Annotated in this window: 20 protein-coding genes; 18 read left to right on the plus strand and 2 right to left on the minus strand. The window is 36.9% G+C overall.

Going from position 1 to position 20,451, the window contains the following annotated elements; genetic code table 11:
• Positions 1 to 147 precede the first annotated feature (147 nt).
• The 4 genes from AC3E9U_RS15530 (at position 148) to AC3E9U_RS15545 (ending at position 3,534) form a co-directional block, all read left to right on the plus strand.
• The gene (locus AC3E9U_RS15530; RefSeq protein WP_488747844.1) at positions 148 to 558 is read left to right on the plus strand and encodes a DUF4293 domain-containing protein; all 411 of its coding nucleotides are present in this window, start codon (positions 148 to 150) and stop codon (positions 556 to 558) included.
• Between the two features lie 207 nt (positions 559 to 765).
• Complete coding sequence (locus tag AC3E9U_RS15535) at positions 766 to 1,431, plus strand: response regulator (RefSeq protein ID WP_488747845.1); 666 nt, start codon at positions 766 to 768, stop codon at positions 1,429 to 1,431.
• Between the two features lie 26 nt (positions 1,432 to 1,457).
• Positions 1,458 to 1,748 (plus strand): hypothetical protein, encoded by a 291-nt coding sequence (locus AC3E9U_RS15540; RefSeq protein WP_488747846.1) that lies wholly within the window; start codon positions 1,458 to 1,460, stop codon positions 1,746 to 1,748.
• Positions 1,749 to 1,830: 82 nt separating this feature from the next.
• The gene (locus tag AC3E9U_RS15545) at positions 1,831 to 3,534 is read left to right on the plus strand and encodes a tetratricopeptide repeat-containing sensor histidine kinase (protein WP_488747847.1); all 1,704 of its coding nucleotides are present in this window, start codon (positions 1,831 to 1,833) and stop codon (positions 3,532 to 3,534) included.
• A gap of 3 nt (positions 3,535 to 3,537) precedes the next feature.
• On the opposite strand, the gene AC3E9U_RS15550 is transcribed toward AC3E9U_RS15545, so the two are convergent.
• Complete coding sequence (locus tag AC3E9U_RS15550; protein WP_488747848.1) at positions 3,538 to 4,035, minus strand: metallophosphoesterase family protein; 498 nt, start codon at positions 4,033 to 4,035, stop codon at positions 3,538 to 3,540.
• A 183-nt stretch (positions 4,036 to 4,218) separates the two neighbouring features.
• Between AC3E9U_RS15550 and truA the strand changes: the two genes are divergently transcribed.
• The 14 genes from truA (at position 4,219) to AC3E9U_RS15620 (ending at position 19,302) form a co-directional block, all read left to right on the plus strand.
• Complete coding sequence (gene truA / locus AC3E9U_RS15555; RefSeq protein ID WP_488747849.1) at positions 4,219 to 4,962, plus strand: tRNA pseudouridine(38-40) synthase TruA; 744 nt, start codon at positions 4,219 to 4,221, stop codon at positions 4,960 to 4,962.
• Complete coding sequence (locus tag AC3E9U_RS15560; RefSeq protein WP_488747850.1) at positions 4,962 to 6,716, plus strand: ABC transporter ATP-binding protein; 1,755 nt, start codon at positions 4,962 to 4,964, stop codon at positions 6,714 to 6,716. Before truA ends, AC3E9U_RS15560 begins: the two co-directional genes overlap by 1 nt.
• Positions 6,713 to 7,474 (plus strand): cyclase family protein, encoded by a 762-nt coding sequence (locus AC3E9U_RS15565; protein WP_488747851.1) that lies wholly within the window; start codon positions 6,713 to 6,715, stop codon positions 7,472 to 7,474. The genes AC3E9U_RS15560 and AC3E9U_RS15565 overlap by 4 nt, the downstream gene beginning before the upstream one ends.
• 139 nt (positions 7,475 to 7,613) lie before the next feature.
• A complete protein-coding gene (gene lpdA / locus AC3E9U_RS15570; RefSeq protein ID WP_488747852.1) occupies positions 7,614 to 9,002 on the plus strand; it encodes a dihydrolipoyl dehydrogenase in 1,389 nt (462 codons plus the stop codon).
• Between the two features lie 337 nt (positions 9,003 to 9,339).
• The gene (locus AC3E9U_RS15575) at positions 9,340 to 11,244 is read left to right on the plus strand and encodes an SPFH domain-containing protein (RefSeq protein ID WP_488747853.1); all 1,905 of its coding nucleotides are present in this window, start codon (positions 9,340 to 9,342) and stop codon (positions 11,242 to 11,244) included.
• A gap of 164 nt (positions 11,245 to 11,408) precedes the next feature.
• On the plus strand, positions 11,409 to 12,032 hold the full coding sequence (locus tag AC3E9U_RS15580; protein ID WP_488747854.1) for a response regulator: 624 nt from the start codon (positions 11,409 to 11,411) through the stop codon (positions 12,030 to 12,032).
• 152 nt (positions 12,033 to 12,184) lie between these two features.
• Positions 12,185 to 14,557, plus strand: coding sequence for an ATP-binding protein (locus AC3E9U_RS15585; RefSeq protein ID WP_488747855.1), 2,373 nt, complete (start codon positions 12,185 to 12,187; stop codon positions 14,555 to 14,557).
• 11 nt (positions 14,558 to 14,568) lie between these two features.
• Complete coding sequence (locus AC3E9U_RS15590; RefSeq protein WP_488747856.1) at positions 14,569 to 15,009, plus strand: response regulator; 441 nt, start codon at positions 14,569 to 14,571, stop codon at positions 15,007 to 15,009.
• Between the two features lie 63 nt (positions 15,010 to 15,072).
• Positions 15,073 to 15,480 carry a response regulator gene (locus AC3E9U_RS15595; RefSeq protein ID WP_488747857.1) on the plus strand — a complete coding sequence of 136 codons (408 nt, stop codon included), beginning with the start codon at positions 15,073 to 15,075 and terminating at the stop codon, positions 15,478 to 15,480.
• A gap of 298 nt (positions 15,481 to 15,778) precedes the next feature.
• Positions 15,779 to 16,198, plus strand: coding sequence for a cupin domain-containing protein (locus tag AC3E9U_RS15600; protein ID WP_488747858.1), 420 nt, complete (start codon positions 15,779 to 15,781; stop codon positions 16,196 to 16,198).
• 201 nt (positions 16,199 to 16,399) lie between these two features.
• Positions 16,400 to 16,672: a DUF4242 domain-containing protein gene (locus tag AC3E9U_RS15605; protein ID WP_488747859.1), complete on the plus strand. Its 273-nt coding sequence runs from the start codon at positions 16,400 to 16,402 to the stop codon at positions 16,670 to 16,672.
• A 113-nt stretch (positions 16,673 to 16,785) separates the two neighbouring features.
• Positions 16,786 to 17,568 carry an MlaE family ABC transporter permease gene (locus tag AC3E9U_RS15610; protein ID WP_488747860.1) on the plus strand — a complete coding sequence of 261 codons (783 nt, stop codon included), beginning with the start codon at positions 16,786 to 16,788 and terminating at the stop codon, positions 17,566 to 17,568.
• Positions 17,569 to 17,570: 2 nt separating this feature from the next.
• Complete coding sequence (locus tag AC3E9U_RS15615; RefSeq protein ID WP_488747861.1) at positions 17,571 to 18,320, plus strand: ABC transporter ATP-binding protein; 750 nt, start codon at positions 17,571 to 17,573, stop codon at positions 18,318 to 18,320.
• A gap of 7 nt (positions 18,321 to 18,327) precedes the next feature.
• Positions 18,328 to 19,302 (plus strand): MlaD family protein, encoded by a 975-nt coding sequence (locus AC3E9U_RS15620; RefSeq protein WP_488747862.1) that lies wholly within the window; start codon positions 18,328 to 18,330, stop codon positions 19,300 to 19,302.
• A gap of 27 nt (positions 19,303 to 19,329) precedes the next feature.
• On the opposite strand, the gene AC3E9U_RS15625 is transcribed toward AC3E9U_RS15620, so the two are convergent.
• The gene (locus AC3E9U_RS15625; RefSeq protein WP_488747863.1) at positions 19,330 to 20,451 is read right to left on the minus strand and encodes a cysteine desulfurase family protein; all 1,122 of its coding nucleotides are present in this window, start codon (positions 20,449 to 20,451) and stop codon (positions 19,330 to 19,332) included.

Consider the following 20,451-nt stretch of genomic DNA (forward strand, 5'->3'; position numbering starts at 1 on the left):
TAAAATTCGGGTAAGGATTTTTTTGAATTGAAACAATCGTAAAATGAAGTACTTACGATTCTATACTGCAATAATACAAATTTTATTTAAAAAACAATAGTATTTATTGGAAAAAGAAACTATTTTTGTCCGACAATAAACCAAAAAATGATCCAGAGAATTCAAACAGTATATCTTTTTCTAGCCTTTATTTTTTCAGGCGTTTTACCGTTTGTTTTTCCTTTATGGAAAGATGCGGCCGGAAAAGATTTCTATTTTATGCTTGATCTTTCTTATGCAGCACTTTTTGGATTATCCACTACACTTTCAATAGTTAGTATTTTTAGTTACAAAAAAAGACAAAATCAGTTTGTGATGAACCGACTGAATATAATATCAAACTTTATATTACTAGGATTATTTGTGTATCGTTTACTAAACCTATCCGGAGAAGCTACGGTTTCTGAGAAGGGTATTGGGATGTTTCTTCCTGTAATTTCTATCGTTTTGTTAGTCTTAGCCAATAAGGCCATCAAAAAGGACGAAGATCTCGTAAAATCTGTAGACCGATTACGATAAACCTTTCATCTTAGTTTATTAGTGCGCGGAAAATCCGAATCTTAACTGGTTCGGATTTTTTTTTGGCTGAAAACTACGCTGTAGCTGGGAATATGTAGGAATTAACGGTACGACATATCACTAAATTTAGTGATATAAAATCACCAAATTTGGTGATGCTAATTTTAAATATATATCTTACATTTGGTTTAAATCAAATTATAGCGAATGTCAGAAAAAATACGAATCTACCTTGCCGATGACCACCAGATTCTCATTGACGGACTTATTGCCGTTTTAAAAACAAATAAAACCTTTGAAGTGGTCGGTTATTCTTTAAGCGGCGAAAATCTTGTTTCTGATGTTACTGATAAAAATATCGATGTCCTGATTATGGACATTAATATGCCCGGAAAAGACGGAATCGAAGTTCTTAAAGAATTCAATCAAAAGGAATTCCCTTGTAACATAATTGTTTTTTCCAGCTACGATGATATCAAATTGATCAAAGAGGTTTTACAATTGGGCGCTAAAGGTTACCTTACCAAACAATCGGCAGGTGAAAACATCATCGAAGCCATTAACTCGGTTTATAACGGTGAAGAATACTATTCTAAATCCATACGTGAAAAAATCTTCCTTTCATTTACCGGAAACACAAAACAAAACAGCACGAAACCTAATCAGATTTCTCCTGAATCATTAACTGACAGAGAGCTTGAAATTTTAAAACTCATCTCTATGGAATACAGTGGAAAGGAAATCAGTGAAGCCCTGTTCATCAGTGCCAATACTGTTGAAACGCACCGTAAAAACCTTCTCAAGAAACTAAACATGAAAACCACCGTCGGTTTGGTGAAATTCGCTTTAAAACACAATTTAATCAATCAATAAAACTAACTTTTAAAAACAAAACAGCTATGAATCTATTAAAAAACTACGGGTTCCAAAACACTTCTGAAGACGAATTTGAGTTCGATTTCGAAATTCCAACAAACTGCAATTATACATCCTCGTATGATCCGGTTAAAAAAATTACTACTGTCAGCGTTCAATTAAATTCGGGGCAATCAGAGCCTTCGACTACCTTCAATACACAGTATACGACTTTTTATACAGTAGACGGTATTTTGAATGTTCGTTTTCAGGAGACTTTAAATGGTGTAACGACGAAAAGACCAAAAATAAACATTGATTCAAATGCTTCTTAACCAACAAAATTCATAATTTTTGAAATTCAGGCATTTAATATTTATACTTTTTTCCTTCACGGCCTTTTCACAGCAAAAAGTCGTGAAGGATTCTTTTGATTATTACAAGAAAAAGCATCAATATATTAAAGCATTGAATTTCTCTGATAATAAAGCGAAATTATACTTACAAAAAGGAGATTATCCAAAATACATAAATCAGGTTAATAAAAGCTCTGACCTACTTTCCTTTGAAATCAAAGATGACAAGAGAGCGTACAGATTAGTTCTGAATGCGCTAAACATAATTGGCGGTAAAGCAAGCAACTATGATATGGTCAAACTCTTAAATAGTCTGACCTACATCAGTATCCACTTGCAAAAATATCCTGAGGCAATAAAATATGCAAACAAAAGCCTCAAGATCGCCAAAATGGCAAAAAATGACAGCATTATTGCACGATCCTACCGCGGTATATTGATATGCTATGTAAATACTGAAAACACAGACAGTATATACCGATATTTAGAACCAAATCTTAAAAGCGCACACAAATTAAAGGACAACAAACTTATTGCCGATGCCTACAACACTAACTATGCGTTTTATAATCTAATAAAGGAATTCGACGTAGCTAAAAAATATTTGGATTCTTCATTGATTTATGCCAAAAAAAGTCATAGCAAAAGGGCTATTTTAGCAGCAAAAACCAATTTAGGAGTACACTATCTTGAGTCCGAAATAAACTATCCTAAGGCAATAGAAATATATAACGAAATAATTAATGACACTAAAAATGACACTTTAGGTAAAGATTATGCCATTGCAAATATTAACCTGGCATATACCTATGAACAATTAGGCGATTATAAAAAAGCATACAATTATCAGACTCATTATGTAGATTATATCGACTCCTTAATACTTCACAAAAACGACGTAGAAATTGAGCAGATAAGAACGCAATATGAGCTTGATAAAGCTGAAATTGAACATAATCAAACAGAATTAGTACTGAGACAAAAGCAATTAAAAAGCGAAAAAATGCTCTACTTATTGCTTACCGTTTTAATGTTTGTCGCTATCTTATTTTACTTCTTCTACCAAAATTTAAAGCTGAAACAAAAAAACAGGCTTAAAGATCTTAACCATAACATTCAGCAAAATCTTGTCAATGCCACTATTGACGGCCAGGAAGAAGAACGCAAAAGACTTTCGGGAGTTTTACATGACAATATCAGTGCTTTACTTTCATCAGCCGGTCTGCATCTGATGGCTTTCGAAGCTAATCATCCGGAAATTAATGATGAACTCAAAAAAACCAAAGCCATTATCAAAGAAGCTCATGATAAGGTTCGCGATTTGTCGCATGCATTGGTCCCTCCGGTTTTGGAAAAATTAGGATTAATTCCTGCGCTTGAAGATCTGTGCGAAAAGAATTCCAATTCTCTTATCGATTTTCAATTCAATAACCATATCGAGGAAGAAATTCGTTTTGCGAATGATTTTGAGATGAAAATGTATTTTATCGTTGCCGAACTGTTTAATAACATCATGAAACACAGTGATGCTTCCGAAGCTTATTTGACCATCGAAAAAGAAAGTAATCAACTTTCGGTAAATATTGCAGATAACGGAAAAGGATTCAATGCCAAAGAAGGAAAATCAAAAGACGGCAAACCAAAAGAAGGTTATGGACTTTCACAGATAAAAACCCGTATCAAAAGCCTAAAAGGAACAATAGACATCGACTCTCAGGAAAAATCCGGCGTGGTTATTTATATTACAATTCCGATTCCAAACTAAAAATCATACGCGGGTCCCTATTTCCACTACATTTAAGTTCTGGATCTTATCACCGTCAATTTCAAACTGAAGCATCGTTCGCACCTGATGAAACCCATGTTTTCCAGCAGCTCCCGGATTCATGTGAAGCAAATTCAGTTCTTTATCAAACTGTACTTTTAAAATATGGGAATGTCCGCAGATAAACAGTTTCGGCGGATTCGATTTTATTTCACTACGGATATCCTGATTGTATTTCCCCGGATAACCGCCAATATGTGTAATCCAGACATCAACGCCTTCGCACATAAATCGGTTGTTCAACGGAAACTCCAGACGGGCTTTACCATCATCTATGTTTCCGTAAACTGCCCGCAGCGGCTTAAGTTTCCTAATCGTATCCGTTACCGTCAGATCACCGATATCCCCGGCATGCCAGACTTCATCGGCCATGCGCACATATTTTAAAATGGTTTCATCAATATGACTGTGCGTATCGGATAGAAGCAGGATTTTTTTCATTTTTAAGAGTAACTGAGTTTCAAAGAAGCAAAGTTACTAAGTTGATTATTTTTAAAACCCATTACATATAAGATTTGCACATAAATTTTTTGAAAACTTTATGACTAAGTACCTTAGCAACTAAGCAACTTTTCCTATAAACTTTGTAACTTTGCTTCTTTGTAATTCAGCAACGACCTAACTTTGAGATATTTCATAGAATTCGCATACAACGGAAAAAACTACCACGGTTGGCAGTACCAGCCGCAATCCATTTCCGTGCAGGAAACCCTCACTAAAGCGCTTTGTCTTCTACTCAGAAAAGAAATAGAGATTACAGGCGCCGGACGCACGGATACTGGTGTACATGCCAAAAAAATGTATGCGCATTTCGATCATGAAGAAGAGTTGGATTCGGCTTACTGGACACAAAAATTAAATTCGTTTTTGCCGAAAGACATTGCAGTGTTCCGACTGATTCCGCTTCATGATGATGCCCATGCCCGATTTGACGCCACTAGCAGAACTTACGAATACCACATTCACACCTTTAAAGATGCCTTTGAGAACGAAGGAAGCTGGTATCATTTCCATCCTCTTGATGTGGATAAAATGAATGAAGCTGCCAAAATCTTATTTGACTATATTGATTTTGAATGTTTTTCCAAAACACATACAGATGTTAGGACCTTTAACTGTGTTATCAAAGAAGCTTTTTGGCAACAAAACGGAACAAAACTGGTTTTTACAGTAACGGCCGACCGGTTTTTAAGAAACATGGTTCGAGCAATTGTGGGAACCTTAATTGGAGTTGGCATCGGAAAGATTTCCATGGATGATTTCCGTAAAATAATTGAAAGCAAAAACAGAGGAAATGCCGGATTTTCAGTACCGGCACATGGTTTATATTTAACCAAAGTAATTTATCCGTATATTAACGAACACTAATGAAAGTCATACAATCCATATCGTTAAAAAAAGTAATGCAGTATGCAAAGCCTTATAAAAAAAGACTTTACATGGTTGTATTGTTTTCGATTACGCTTTCCGTTTTCGCTGCAGTCCGCCCCTATTTATTAAAGGAAACAGTTGACGGCTACCTAAAAGAACATGATCAGATTGGTTTATTGTATTCCATTCTGTTAATGGCTGTTGTTTTGATTCTGGAAGTTGGTTCCCAATTTTATTTCACGTATTGGGCTAGTTGGCTGGGACAGGATATCGTAAAAGATATACGTGAAAAGCTTTTCCATCATATAACCACATTCCGAATGAAATATTTCGATAACGAACCTGTGGGAAAACTGGTAACACGCTCCGTTACGGATATCGAATCGATTGCGAGTATCTTCAGTCAGGGTTTGTTTATGATTGTGAGTGATTTAATGAAGATGATGGTCGTCCTCGGAATCATGTTTTACATGAACTGGAAACTGAGTTTTATAGTGGTTCTAGGAATGCCGATCTTACTATATGCCACCCGAATTTTTCAGCAGAAAATGAAAATTGCGTTTGAGGAAGTTCGTAATCAGGTGGCCAATCTGAACACCTTTGTTCAGGAACGTGTTACGGGAATGAAAATCGTTCAACTTTTCAACCGTGAAGAAATTGAATTGGAAAAGTTCAAAAAAATCAATGAATTACATAATAAAGCCTGGTTAAAGAATATTTTATACAACTCCATCTTCTTCCCTGTTGCCGATATTTTATCATCGCTTACTTTGGGGCTTGTAGTTTGGTATGGCGGATGGAATATCATGCATGGAGATACAATGACCACATTTGGAGATTTATTCGCTTATACGATGCTGATCGGAATGTTGTTCAACCCGTTGCGTCAGATTGCGGATAAATTCAACGTGATGCAGATGGGAATCATTGCCGCTGAACGTGTTTTTGAAGTTCTGGAGCGTGAAGACCTTGTTCAGCAAAACGGACACGTAATTGCCGGACATTTTAAAGGTGATATTGGCTTGGAAAATGTACATTTCAGTTATATTGAAGGTGAAGAAGTTTTAAAAGGCATAAATCTTAAAGTAAATGCAGGAGAAACGGTTGCCATTGTTGGCGCTACAGGTGCCGGAAAATCAACCATTATCAATCTGTTGAACCGTTTTTACGAAATCAATGACGGAAAGATCTTAATTGACGGAACCAATATCAATGATTTCAATCTGGACAGTCTGCGGCGACAAATCGCCATTGTTTTACAGGACGTCTTCCTCTTTGCCGACACCATCCTGAATAACATTACCCTGGATAATCCGGCTATCTCAAGAGAAGAAGTCATTCTCGCCGCTGAAAAAATCGGAGTGCATGACTTCATTATGAGTTTGCCGGGTGGTTATGATTATAATGTGAAAGAACGTGGGGCGATGTTGTCTTCAGGTCAGCGACAACTCATTGCTTTTTTACGGGCTTATGTCAGCAATCCGAGTATTTTGATTTTAGATGAAGCTACTTCGTCCATCGATACTTATTCGGAAGAATTGATTCAACTTGCAACAGAAAAAGTCACCAAAGGAAGAACTTCTATTGTTATTGCACACCGTTTGGCTACGGTTATCAACGCCGATAAAATCATCGTAATGGATAAAGGAAAGATCGTTGAAGAAGGCAAACATTTCGAATTGATCGGAAAAGCAGAAGGCTATTACAAAAGTTTATACGAATCCCAATTTTTATCCAATGAAATCTCATGAGAATCATTGACCTTTCCAAAACCATACAGCACAATCCGGAAGATCCCTTCTTTATGAAGGTTAAAATAAAACACAAACCCCATCAGAAAACAAAATGGATTATCCGACTTTTCGGTTTACCATTTAGATTGTTTCCTAAAAATTTTACAGGTTGGGCTGATGATACCATTCAGAAAATGGGTGTACATTCCACAACCCACCTGGATGCACCTTATCATTATGCGCCGCTGTGCGAAGGTAAAAAGGCAAAAACAATTGACGAAGTTCCACTGGAATGGCTTTTTGCGCCTGGAATTGTATTTGACATGTCTCATAAAGCTGATTTTGACCCCATTACCGCTTCCGATTTGCAGCATTTCCTAAAAGAAGCAAACCTGACATTGAAACCCGGAATGATCGTGTTGATAAAGACCGGCCGGGACAAGTACATCAATACCAAAAACTACTATAAGACAGGTACGGGAATGAGCGCTGAAGCTACGCTTTGGTTGATTGATCAGGGCATAAAAATTATGGGAATCGATCAATGGGGATGGGATTTACCGTTACCACATCTGATTGAGCAGGCAAAAAAGACAAACAATCCCGAATTGTTCTGGGAAGCGCATTTGGTTGGCAGGGAAAAAGAATACTGCCATATGGAACAATTGGTTAATCTCGATGCTTTGCCATACACAGGTTTTCAGGTGGCAGCTTTTCCTTTAAAAATTAAAGGCGCATCAGCAGGTCCGGCAAGAGTTGTTGCGATTTTAAATTAATTATTTGACAGATGAACTTTTTTGGGATTTCTCTTTCTTAAAAAGCAAATAAATCCTTATTTTCGTACGCTGAAATTACAACCTGTATTTGATGTAATTAAGCATTGAATATCAACTAAATAAAAATAACACTTTACAAATGAAATACGATATTATTGTTTTAGGAAGTGGTCCGGGCGGATATGTAACTGCCATCAGAGCATCACAATTAGGCTTTAAAGTAGCCGTTATCGAAAAAGAAAACCTTGGCGGAATCTGCCTTAACTGGGGTTGTATCCCAACAAAAGCTCTATTAAAATCGGCTCAGGTTTTTGATTACCTAAAACATGCTTCCGATTATGGTTTGACCGTAAAGGAATTTGATAAAGACTTCAATGCTGTTATTGCACGTTCTCGTGGTGTGGCAGAAGGAATGAGCAAAGGTGTTCAGTTCTTAATGAAGAAAAATAAGATTGATGTTATTGATGGTTTCGGAAAAGTGAAACCAGGTAAAAAAGTAGATGTAACTGCTGCAGACGGAAAAGTAACAGAATATACTGCAGATCACATCATTATCGCTACAGGAGCACGTTCTCGTGAATTGCCTAACTTACCTCAAGACGGTAAAAAAGTAATCGGATATCGTCAGGCAATGGTACTTCCTGAGCAACCAAAGAAAATGATCGTAGTTGGTTCCGGTGCTATCGGAGTGGAATTCGCTCACTTCTATAATGCAATGGGAACTGAGGTTACTATCGTTGAATTCATGCCAAATGTTGTTCCGGTTGAAGACGAAGATATCTCAAAACAATTTGAGCGTTCATTGAAAAAAGCTGGAATTTCTGTTATGACTAATTCTTCTGTTGAACGTATCGATACAACTGGAAACGGAGTGAAAGCTTTCGTTAAAACAGCTAAAGGAGAAGAAGTTTTAGAAGCGGATATTTTACTTTCTGCCGTTGGAATCAAAACCAATATCGAAAACATTGGATTAGAAGAAACAGGTATTGCTACTGACAGAGATAAAATCTTAGTAAACGATTTCTACCAAACAAATATCCCTGGTTACTATGCAATTGGTGACGTGACTCCGGGTCAGGCTTTAGCGCACGTTGCTTCTGCTGAAGGAATTTTGTGTGTGGAGAAAATCGCAGGTTTACACGTGGAAGCTTTAGATTACGGAAACATCCCGGGTTGTACTTATGCTACTCCTGAAATTGCTTCGGTTGGTTTAACAGAAAAACAGGCAAAAGAAAAAGGATACGAATTGAAGATCGGTAAATTCCCGTTCTCTGCGTCAGGAAAAGCAAAAGCTGCAGGAACTCCGGACGGATTCGTAAAAGTAATCTTCGATGCTAAATATGGTGAATGGTTAGGCTGCCACATGATTGGCGCAGGTGTTACCGATATGATCGCTGAAGCTGTTGTTGCCCGTAAATTAGAAACTACAGGTCACGAAATTCTGAAAGCAGTTCACCCTCACCCTACTATGAGTGAAGCGGTTATGGAAGCTGTTGCTGATGCTTACGGCGAAGTGATTCACTTATAATTTATTCCGACACTAAAGACTTTTTAGTTCAAATAGTAAAAATCCGTTTTGTGAAAACAGAACGGATTTTATATTTATAAGATTATCAATCCATTACATTTTAACACAAAAAAATTTACTCTTTTCCTGTAACATTTATTTCCGTCAAACGTATAATTAAGGATTTTAAAAAAGAAATTAATATCCAAAATGACACAAAGCGTGTTGTATCTTCAAAAAGGGAATCAAAATCTACACTTCAACATGATTCCGGTTAATAATAAAATGATCTTACATTCATTTTTCATATTAATCATTTCTAAAAATCAAACCAAATTCACATTAAATTATTAATTAAATGACAACAATTTTATCTTTTTGGTGGTTAATACTTATCGTATTGTCCGTGGTTTTTTACAAATTTGTTTTGCGTGTTTTCTTTGGAATGGTAATCGTTCCTGAAGACAAAATTGGTTTGGTAACAAAAAAATTCGTTCTTTTCGGAACCGATCGTTCCCTACCTGATGGCCGTATCATTGCGACCAAAGGAGAAGCCGGTTTCCAGGCACAAACACTTGCTCCGGGTTTATACTGGATGATGTGGATCTGGCAGTATTCGGTAGACATGAGTCCGTTTACCATCATTCCGGAAGGAAAGATTGGGCAGGTCTTAAGTAAAGATGGTAAAGAAATCCCGACCGGTAGAATTTTGGCAAGAAAAGTCGAAAGCGATAACTTTCAGGATGCCACTGCCTTCTTAAATAACGGCGGACAAAAAGGACGTCAGACTGCATTTATCACCAGTGGATCTTACCGTATCAATACATTCCTGTTTGAGATTATCATTACTGATCAGGTAAAAATTTATGAAAATATGGTCGGTGTGGTAACGGCCTTGGATGGTGATCCAATTCCGCTTGGACAGATTGCCGGTAAATTCGTTAACGGTCACAACAACTTTCAGGACTTTGATAAATTTCTGGAAGATGGTGGTAACAGAGGACTTCAGCCTCAGGTAATGCTGGCCGGTTCTTATTACATCAATACATGGGCAGTTCAAATTGAGCAAAATCCGATGACTGATGTGCCTATCGGGTATGTTGGCGTGGTGATTTCTTATATCGGAGAAGATGGTCAGGACGTTACCGGAGAGACATTTAAACACGGTAATATTGTTTCCAAAGGACAACGCGGAGTTTGGATGGAACCGCTTGGACCTGGTAAATATGCGCTAAACAAATACACCACCAAATTGGAACCTGTTCCAACAACCAACTTAGTTCTAAACTGGGCGAATGCCAGAAGTGAATCACATGATTTGGATAAAAACCTGTCAACCATAACGGTACGTTCTAAAGACGGTTTCCCATTCAATCTTGATGTAGCGCAGATCATTCACGTTCCCGCCAATGAAGCGCCAAAAGTTATTGCCCGCTTCGGAAGCATGACAAATCTTGTATCGCAGGTTTTAGAACCAACCATTGGCAACTATTTCCGAAACTCTGCTCAGGACAGTGATGTGATTTCATTCTTAAGTACTAGAAAAGAACGTCAGGAATCAGCTAAAAACCATATCAAAACGGTTTTGGATGAATATAACGTAAATGCTGTTGACACCTTAATTGGTGATATCGTTCCCCCGGATTCATTAATGAAAACGTTAACTGACAGAAAGATTGCTGAAGAAGAACAAAAAACGTATCAAACGCAAAAAATGGCACAGGAACAACGTCAGGGAGTTGAAAAAGAAACCGCTATTGCCGATATGCAGAAAGAAATCGTTCGAGCTTCGCAAAGTGTTGAGATCGCTCAACGCACGGCAGATGCGACTGTTAAGAAAGCAGAAGGTGATGCAACCAGTTTAAAACTGAATGTGAATGCCGAAGCAGAAGCAACAAAAATGCGCGCCAATGCAGAAGCGGAAGCCCTTAAAGCAAGAGCCGGAGCACAAGCTGAAGCAACCCGTTTAAATGCAAGTGCCGAAGCAGAAAAGATTTCAAAAACCGGTTTAGCGGAAGCAGAAAAAATCATGGCTATTGGTAAATCTACTGCAGAAGCCTACCAATTACAGGTTTCAGCGATGGGTGGCGACAACTTTACGAAATATAAAATCACGGAAGAAATCGGAAAAGGAAACATCAAAGTTATTCCGGATGTCTTAATTTCAGGTTCAAATGGATCTGATGGCAGCATCAGTGGCTTGCTGGGACTCAAATTAATGGAAATGATGGATACTAACAAACCGAAGCCGGAAGAAAACTAATTCCGGTTTAAAATCTATAATTCTAAATCCGTTTTGTGAAAACAGAACGGATTTTTCGTAATTTTAGTTACGAGCATTCAGATAGTGTACTGTTCTTTAAAGGAATTAAAGACCTGACATGCCAATTATCAACAGATTTTCATAGATAATTAAACTGTTTAATCATGAGTGACCGGTTAAAAATACTTCTGCTCGAAGACACTTTAAGTGATGCTGATTTACTCATTCGGGAATTGAAAAAATCCGAATTGAATTTTGTTACCGAAATTGTGCAGACCCGCGAAGCCTTTGAAAATGCCCTCAAGAATTTCAGTCCCGATTTAATATTATCCGACTTCAACCTCCCTTCTTTTGACGGCCTGAGCGCTTTTCGTATCAAACAAGAAGAATCACCGGACATTCCTTTTATAATTGTTTCCGGTGCCATCGGGGAAGAAAAAGCCGTTGAACTGATTAAAAATGGAATTACCGATTATGCTCAGAAAGATAAACTGTTCACCTTATATCAAAAAATCGTTCGCGCCCTGAAAGAAACCCACGAAAAAAATGAAAAAAGAATTGCGGACGAAAGAATAAAACAACAAAACAAAAAACTTATTGAAATTGCCTTCCTTCAGTCACACCAGATCAGAAGACCGGTTGCTGATATTTTAGGGTTAATCAGCATGTTCAATTTGGAAGATCCTTCCGATCCTGAAAATATTGAAATACTTACACGATTAGAAACAACCGCATTGGATTTGGATACAATTATTAGGGAAATAGTTCAGAAAACAAGTGAAATTTAAAAGTTGTCCGCTACCAATTCCCTATTTAAAAAGCTATTTTTTCGGAGTCATCTTCGTATTATCTATAGTATTCATTAACTTTATGTTACTATTCTCTGTTTTTGAAAAAATTATTTTTCATACAACTTCTGCTTCTTCAATGCATTACATCAATGCAGTGCAAAATTATTGCGCAAAATTTTAAAGCAAGGGACTCACTCGAAAATATCATTAAAACTGCCACAACAGACAGTAGTAAAGCTAATGCATTAGTTTCATTAAGCAACGAGTTGATTCAATACGATATAAAAAAAGCGCAACTTTATGCCTCTGAAGCAATTGACCTATCCCATAAAATCAATTCTTCAAAAGTAAAAGCTAACGCATTTTTGGTCTTCTCCAAAATTTATCGGCAACAGAACAATATGACGTTCGCACTCGATAAAACCATCGCCGCACTTAAGATATTTGAAGAACTTCACGATAAAGCCGGACTGGCCGATGCCTACTTTGAATTGGGGTACATTTATAAAGAAATCCATATTTATTCGAAATCTATAGATAACTTTTCAAAATCACTGAATCTGTATGATGAAATAGATAATAAACTCAAAGTAGCGTCCTGCTATATGGTGATGGGACATGTAAATATGGATCAATCAGCCAGCATGAACGAAACTTCTTATATTCAGAAAGCCCTAACATTATATAACAAGGCTCTAAACTATTATAAAGTAATCAATAATCAGGAAAGAATATGCGTTTCTCTACTCAATATTTCCAATTTATATCTTAGTTACAACCGATTAAACCCGTCTGAAGAATACTTAAAAAAATCACTCGAGTATTCGTTCCAATCCTTAAAAATAGCAGAGGAATTAAAGGATGAAGTAAGGACAGGTATTAATTATGAAAATATTGGTGAAGCATTTTATGCTCAAAAAAAATATGATGTTGCTTTAGATTACTACATAAAATCCTATAATGCCGGTAAAAAAAGTAAAAATCTGAATTATACGCTGGATGTTTTACAAAAAATCATTATCACTTACAAAGAGAACAAAGATTACGACAAGGCACTTGAATTGTCCAAAGAATATATGAAATTGGCACAAAGTGGTGATTATATGGGACATTTAAAAAATCACTACCGAATACTCTCCGAAATATATCTCGCTCAAAATGAAGCTGAAAAGGCCTACAAAAATCGCGTGCTCTATGAAAAGTATTCTGACAGCGTTCTTAATGAAGAAAAAGCAAAAACTTTAATCCGATTACAGGTAGAATATGAATCGGAAAAAAAGGATAAGGAAATTTCCCTGCTCAATAAAAACCGCGAATTACAAAACACAAAATTAAAACAACAGAATACGATTAGTAATTACCTCTTGGCAAGTATCCTGATGATGCTCTTGCTATTAGCTGTAATTTATAGCCGCTTTACCATTAAAGCAAAAGCAAATAAAATAATTGAAGATAAAAACAAAGAACTTGAAAAGCTTTCCATTGTAGCACGTGAAACTGCTAACGGCGTTTTTATTACCGACGCAAATGGGGATGTTGAATGGTTTAACGAGGGTTTTTCAAAATTATTCGGATGGGAATCCATTGAAGAATATACTAAAAAAAGAGGGCGGAATATTTTTGAAGTCAGCGGTAATGATAACATAGAAAATTTAATTAATGAATCCATTGGTCTACGTAAGTCAGTCACTTATGAAAACATGACTCCGACTAAAAGCTCCCACCAGTTATGGATCCAAACAACCTTAACTCCTATTTTCGATCCCGACGGACAGTTAAGTAAACTAGTATTCGTTGAGACGGATATCAGTGATCTCAAAAACTCGGAAGAACAATACTTAGAGGTAAACAAGGAACTGGAAGCCTTTTCCTATTCCATTTCCCATGATTTACGGTCTCCCCTAAGAGCCATTAACGGTTATTCTCAAATCATTCAGGAAGATTATGCTGCAAAAATGGATCCCGACGGGCAAAATGCTCTTACTGCAATCATAAAAAATTCAAAAAAAATGGGAGAACTCATTGATGATCTGCTCACTTTTTCAAGGTTGGGAAGAACCGAACTGACGACTATCGAAATTAATATGACCGCGATGGTAAAATCGATAGTCGCTGAGGAAATGGCATGGAATTCAAAAGAAATCAAATTTATTATAAATGAGTTAGCCACCACAAAAGGTACACTCACATTAATCAAACAAGTCTGGGTCAATCTGATATCGAACGCGATAAAATTCTCGAAACATAACCCCGATGCACAAATTGAAATTGGCTCCTACGATCAAAATGATGTTATTGTTTATTATGTAAAAGACAACGGAGTGGGATTCGACATGCAGTATTATGACAAACTTTTTGGCGTTTTCCAACGATTACACTCGCAGGAAGAATTTGAAGGGACCGGAATTGGCCTGGCGATTATTCAGAAAATAGTTCACCGCCATAACGGAAAAGTGTGGGCGGAATCCAAATTAAATGAAGGAAGTACTTTCTATTTCAGCTTACCGAAAAACAACTCATAAATCAAGATACTATGAATTACAATAATGTCGAAATTTTACTTGTTGATGACAATATAGATGATGTTATATTAACAACACATGCCCTTAAAAAAAGTGGTTTGACCAATACCATTTTCCATGTTAAAGACGGAGCGGAAGCATTGGATTTTATCTATTGTCTTGGTGCTTATTCTTCCCGAAACGATAAGGAACATCCCAAATTGATATTATTGGATTTAAAGATGCCAAAACTATCAGGTATAGAAGTGCTTCAAAAATTAAAATCCGATGAGCAACACAAAACAATTCCCATTGTAATGCTTACCTCGTCTAAAGAAGATCCTGATGTTAAACGATGTTACGAACTTGGGGCAAACAGTTATATAGTAAAACCGGTCGAAAGTACCGATTTTTTCAATACTATTAAAGATCTTGGATTATTTTGGATGATAGTCAATCATCCTCCAAAATGAAAAAAATATTTAAACCCCATTTGAAAAAATTATCAATAATTTGAAATAAAAAATTCCTGCCATATGAATGAACAGAAAAAAATTGTTCTGGTTGATGATGATGAGATTATTGTATATTTAACCAAGCGGATAGTTGCAGAAACTAATCTGGTTGATTTAACTAAAGTCTTTGGCAATGGCCAGGAAACAATAGATTATTTGACCGAAAATGCAAATAATCCTGATTTATTGCCTGATATAATTTTCCTGGATCTCTTTATGCCTATAATGGACGGATGGCAATTTTTGGACGAATATAAAGCTATTAAACCCCAGATAAGTAAGTCCATTATTATTTACATTATTACGTCATCAGTATCTCCGGAAGATATTTCAAGGGCTAAAAATATCAATGACGTTTCCGACTACATAGTGAAACCTATCAGCAAAGCAAATTTTGTTGAAATCATTAAAAAATCTATTGACGTATAAAAAGGTTTGTTTATGATAGTCAGTATAACTTAAATTTTGATTAATAAATCGACGTATAGCAAAAACGAATCAAAATCTGCATAATTTTTTGTAATTTAGCACTGACTAAAATACTGTTATTCAAGCGCTTGCTATTTTTATTAATTATTTTATTTCCTAAATATTTAGGGAGAATTTATTACCGCCTCATTCCATCGTACACTTAATTGTTTGCTATTATTTTGAATTTCGACCTTTAAACTTGTTCTGAACAAGATGACAAAAAACGAATCATAACAATTAAAAAAATGAAAATACGATGAAAGCAATCAAACTAGTTTCAATGTTATTCCTTTTCGGAGTGCTTCCTATACTCAGCAACCATCTGTATGCTCAGGATCCCGTTGTGGTAGCTCCGACCATTTACAAAAAAGTAGTACTCGATAATGACCATGTCAGAGTAATCGAAATCGAACTTGCCGCAGGACAGTCTACTCCGTGGCATAGTCATCCCAACCATGTTGCGTATGCACTCACAGACGGGAAATTAGAAATCACAGATAAAGGCAAAGCTCCTGTAGTAATGGATATTAAAGCCGGCGATGCATTATTTATACCTGCAGTAACGCATATGGCAAAAAATCTGGGCATGATGCCTATTAAGATGGTTGTAACGGAACTAAAACATCCGGGTAATAAAAAAGCAAAAACAGCTGCCACACCAGCTCCAAAAAAATAGATGATCTGATGTGTTAAAAAATCCGTTTTGTGTAAACAGAACGGTTTTTTTTATTACTACAACGATTTAACTTTCAGTCAATTAACAAGAAAAACATTAATTCGTAACTTTAATATTCCCTTTTGAGACGATCTGGTATCATATTCAAAAAAAAAGTATTGCAATCAGCAGTAAAAAATAGTAACCAAAAATTTAAATGCTATGCCAAAGTATGTAATAGAAAGAGAAATCCCGGGAGCCGGTAAACTTAACGCACAACAATTGAAAGATATTGCACAAACCTCTTGTGGTGTACTGATTAAAATGGGACCCGATATTCAGTGGGTTCACAGTTATGTCACAGACGACAAGATCTATTGTGTTTATATCGCCGCGAATGAAGAAATGGTTCGTGAGCATGCAAAACAAGGTGGATTCCCGGCAAATTCAGTGAGTCAGGTAGCTTCAATCATCGATCCTACAACGGCAGAATAAAATGACTCGTCGAATACTAAGGAAACCGATGCAATTTAAAGCATTATAAATCGATACTAAATCCGTTTTGTGAAGACGAAACGGATTTATTGTTTTTTCCAATACCTTAAACGATGAATACAAATAGTAAAATAGTTGAACCGATTCAACCCTTTTTCGCTGAAATTGGAGAACTCACCTATTTTGCGCATCGGTTTTTTAAAGAAGTCTTCAAGCCTCCTTATGAGTTCAAGGAATTCCTGCGTCAATGTTATGCCATGGGAAATCAGTCACTTCTTTTGGTAGGAGTCACCGGATTCATCATCGGATTGGTTTTTACATTGCAGTCACGCCCTACGCTTCAGGAATTTGGTGCAGTATCCTGGATGCCGTCAATGGTCAGTATTTCCATCATTCGGGAAATCGGACCGATTATTACGGCCTTAATCTGCGCCGGGCGAATCGGTTCGGGAATTGGTGCCGAATTAGGTTCAATGCGGGTAACAGAACAAATTGACGCGATGGAAGTTTCCGGGACGAATCCTTTTAAATACTTGGTAGTCACGAGAATTTTAGCCACTACTTTCATGCTCCCTATTCTGGTTTTCTTTGCGGATGCCATTGCAATTTACGGCTCCTTTCTGGTGGAACACACAAAAGGGAATGTATCTTTTCTGCTGTATTTTAATCAGGTTTTCAGACATCTGGAATTCAGTGATCTGATTCCTTCCACCATAAAAACCTTCTTTTTTGGATTTGCCATTGGACTGGTTGGCTGTTTTAAAGGATACAATTGCAAAAAAGGAACTGCCGGCGTTGGAATTGCAGCAAATTCGGCGGTAGTTTATACGTCGATGCTGCTTTTTATTATTGATTTTATAGCCGTTCTGGTAACCGATATATTTTATAATCAATAATTATGGAAACGACCACTTTCGATAAACCAGTAATCGTAATCAAGGATCTTAAGAAGAGCTATGGCGCTACTGAAGTCCTGAACGGGTTTAATATGGTTCTTAACGAAGGTGAGAATCTGGTTATAATGGGAAAATCGGGTGCGGGAAAATCAGTTATGATCAAATGTCTCGTGGGGCTAGAAGAACCGGACAGCGGATCGATCGAAATCATGGGAAAAGATATTCTGGAATTGGAGCAGGAGGATTTGGATGAATTGCGCACCGAAATCGGCTTTCTTTTTCAGGGAAGTGCGCTGTATGATTCGATGTCCGTTAGAGAAAATCTGGAATTTCCCTTACGAAGACACACCAAAAAATTTGGAATCATTGAAGATACAACACCAATGGTAGTCACTGCATTACAGAATGTGGGACTTGAAAATGCGATCGACTTGATGCCGAGTGAACTATCGGGAGGAATGAAGCGCAGAATAGCACTTGCGCGAACATTAATACTCCAACCTAAAATAATATTATATGATGAACCAACAACAGGGTTAGATCCTATCACATCAAAAGAAATTATAATGCTGATGCAATCGGTACAGAAAAAATACAAAACATCATCGCTCATCATTACTCATGATGTGGATTGCGCGCGTGTAATTTCAAACCGAATGATACTGTTGCTGGACGGAATTAATTATGCTGAAGGCACTTTTCAGGAACTTGCTTCTTCAAAGGATCCTAAAATACAGGCATTTTTTAAATGATATGACGATGGAAAAAACAACAGGACAGAAAATAAAACTCGGAATATTCGTTATCGTCGGTTTATTACTCTTTATTCTCGCCGTATATTTTATTGGTAAAAAGCAAAATATATTTGGTAAAAATACCGAGATAAATGCCATTTTTAGCAACGTAAACGGATTGCAACTTGGAAATAATGTACGCTATTCCGGTGTCAATGTTGGTACGGTCACCGCTATCGAAATGATTAGCGATACAGTTATCAAAGTAAAAATGGACATCGACAATAAAATTGTTACATATATAGATAAAGATGCTTCCGCGACAATTAGCTCAGACGGCTTGGTCGGAAATAAAATCATCAGCATTCTTCCGGGAACAGGCAAGACCGGTTCCGTTACAGAAGGTGATACGCTGAAATCCCTAAATCGTGTCAGTACGGAAGAAATGCTTAAAACATTGAGTGTAACTAATGAAAATGCAGCCGCCATAACTTCCAACCTCGTTACAATAACAAAAGAAATTACCGAAGGAAAAGGCACCATAGGAATGCTGATAAGCAATACAGAAATGGCATCTGATTTAAAAGAAACAGGCCAAAATCTTAAGGAATCGGCTGCGAGTTTAAATGAGCTGATTGTTTCCTTAAACCGAAAAGACAATGTCATTGGGACATTAAACGATCCGGCAATTGCAAATTCAATAAAACAAATGGTAAAAAACCTGGAGAATTCCAGCCTGAAGATTGACGATGCTGTTAAGAATCTAAACGCAACGATAGCAAACGCCAAAGATGGAAAAGGCGCCATAAATTATCTCTCTAACGATCCGAAACTCGTTCAGAAAATAGATTCCACCATGAGCAACATTAATAAGGCGAGCATAAAACTGAATGAGAACATGGAAGCCATGAAACATAATTTTCTCTTCAGAGGCTATTTTAAAAAGCAGGAAAAAGAGAAAAAAAGGAATCAGGAAAAAAGCAACACAAATCCGAAATAAAAAAAGCAGCTTAGTTGCTGCTTCTTGCTATATACTTTTTAATACTTCCATAAAGGAATCGACATCGTCTTTCGAATTATAATGGCTGAAAGAAATCCGCAAATTCGGTTTTTTCACTTCTTCACTATCAAGAATTTCAGCTAAAACGTGAGATGGTTTGATACTTCCGCTCTGACAGGCGCTGCCACGGGAAACAGCAATTCCTTTCATATCCAAATGAAACAACAGCATCGAAGTTTTTTCTTCGGATAACGGTAAATTCACATTCAGTATATTATAAAACGTTTCCTCTCCATTGATCTTAAAATCAGGGAAATCAACTTCCAAACGTTCAATGGTATATTTTTTTAATTCCGATATCAGCCTTCTTTCGGCTTCAAGATTTTCATAGGACAATTCAAGAGCTTTTGCCATTCCAACAATTTGATGCACGGCTTCCGTACCGGCACGCTGACCTTTCTCCTGCTCACCACCGTAAATCATGGGCTGCAAACCGGAATTTTTCTTCACATAAGCAAACCCTGCTCCTTTTGGACCATGAAATTTATGCGCACTGGCAACCAGAAAATCAACCGGTACATTTTGCACATCGATTTCTGTTTTTCCGATCGACTGAACCGTATCGGTATGAAATAAGGCGTTATAATCGTGACTGATTCGAACGGCTTTTTCCAGATTCAGAACCGTTCCGATTTCGTTATTCACGTGCATTAAACTCACCAATGTCTTTTTGTTTTGTGAAAGCAACTCCACCAGATCCGTAAAATCTACTTCACCATTGGATTTTATGTTCACAAAATCCACCTGAATACCATACTCCTGCACTAACATTTCCGCTGTATGTAAAACCGCGTGATGTTCAATTTTACTTGTAATGATTCTTTCGATTTTCAGATCGCGAACACAGGAACGCAAAATCCAGTTGTTGGCTTCTGTTCCGCAGGAAGTAAAAATAATTTCAGATGCATTCGCGTTTATGTGTTTAGCGATCGATTTTCGGGCCGATTCCACCAATACTTTAGCACTACGACCAAAACTGTGTGTAGAAGAAGGATTTCCGAAATCTTCCGAAAGCACTTTTGTCATTTCCTGTACGACTTCCGGACGAATTGGAGTTGTAGACGCGTTATCTAGGTATATGTTTTTCAT

The sequence above is a fragment of the Flavobacterium sp. 21.1 genome, from assembly GCF_057801535.1.

What these genes read in the sequence shown, in the direction of transcription:
- AC3E9U_RS15530 (WP_488747844.1), top strand. Translation starts at nt 148, where the DNA reads ATGATCCAGAGAATTCAAACAGTATATCTTTTTCTAGCCTTTATTTTT.
- AC3E9U_RS15535 (WP_488747845.1), top strand. Translation starts at nt 766, where the DNA reads ATGTCAGAAAAAATACGAATCTACCTTGCCGATGACCACCAGATTCTC.
- AC3E9U_RS15540 (WP_488747846.1), top strand. Translation starts at nt 1,458, where the DNA reads ATGAATCTATTAAAAAACTACGGGTTCCAAAACACTTCTGAAGACGAA.
- AC3E9U_RS15550 (WP_488747848.1), bottom strand. Translation starts at nt 4,035, where the DNA reads ATGAAAAAAATCCTGCTTCTATCCGATACGCACAGTCATATTGATGAA.
- AC3E9U_RS15560 (WP_488747850.1), top strand. Translation starts at nt 4,962, where the DNA reads ATGAAAGTCATACAATCCATATCGTTAAAAAAAGTAATGCAGTATGCA.
- AC3E9U_RS15565 (WP_488747851.1), top strand. Translation starts at nt 6,713, where the DNA reads ATGAGAATCATTGACCTTTCCAAAACCATACAGCACAATCCGGAAGAT.
- lpdA (WP_488747852.1), top strand. Translation starts at nt 7,614, where the DNA reads ATGAAATACGATATTATTGTTTTAGGAAGTGGTCCGGGCGGATATGTA.
- AC3E9U_RS15575 (WP_488747853.1), top strand. Translation starts at nt 9,340, where the DNA reads ATGACAACAATTTTATCTTTTTGGTGGTTAATACTTATCGTATTGTCC.
- AC3E9U_RS15580 (WP_488747854.1), top strand. Translation starts at nt 11,409, where the DNA reads ATGAGTGACCGGTTAAAAATACTTCTGCTCGAAGACACTTTAAGTGAT.
- AC3E9U_RS15585 (WP_488747855.1), top strand. Translation starts at nt 12,185, where the DNA reads ATGCAGTGCAAAATTATTGCGCAAAATTTTAAAGCAAGGGACTCACTC.
- AC3E9U_RS15590 (WP_488747856.1), top strand. Translation starts at nt 14,569, where the DNA reads ATGAATTACAATAATGTCGAAATTTTACTTGTTGATGACAATATAGAT.
- AC3E9U_RS15595 (WP_488747857.1), top strand. Translation starts at nt 15,073, where the DNA reads ATGAATGAACAGAAAAAAATTGTTCTGGTTGATGATGATGAGATTATT.
- AC3E9U_RS15600 (WP_488747858.1), top strand. Translation starts at nt 15,779, where the DNA reads ATGAAAGCAATCAAACTAGTTTCAATGTTATTCCTTTTCGGAGTGCTT.
- AC3E9U_RS15605 (WP_488747859.1), top strand. Translation starts at nt 16,400, where the DNA reads ATGCCAAAGTATGTAATAGAAAGAGAAATCCCGGGAGCCGGTAAACTT.
- AC3E9U_RS15610 (WP_488747860.1), top strand. Translation starts at nt 16,786, where the DNA reads ATGAATACAAATAGTAAAATAGTTGAACCGATTCAACCCTTTTTCGCT.
- AC3E9U_RS15615 (WP_488747861.1), top strand. Translation starts at nt 17,571, where the DNA reads ATGGAAACGACCACTTTCGATAAACCAGTAATCGTAATCAAGGATCTT.
- AC3E9U_RS15620 (WP_488747862.1), top strand. Translation starts at nt 18,328, where the DNA reads ATGGAAAAAACAACAGGACAGAAAATAAAACTCGGAATATTCGTTATC.
- AC3E9U_RS15625 (WP_488747863.1), bottom strand. Translation starts at nt 20,451, where the DNA reads ATGAAAAACATATACCTAGATAACGCGTCTACAACTCCAATTCGTCCG.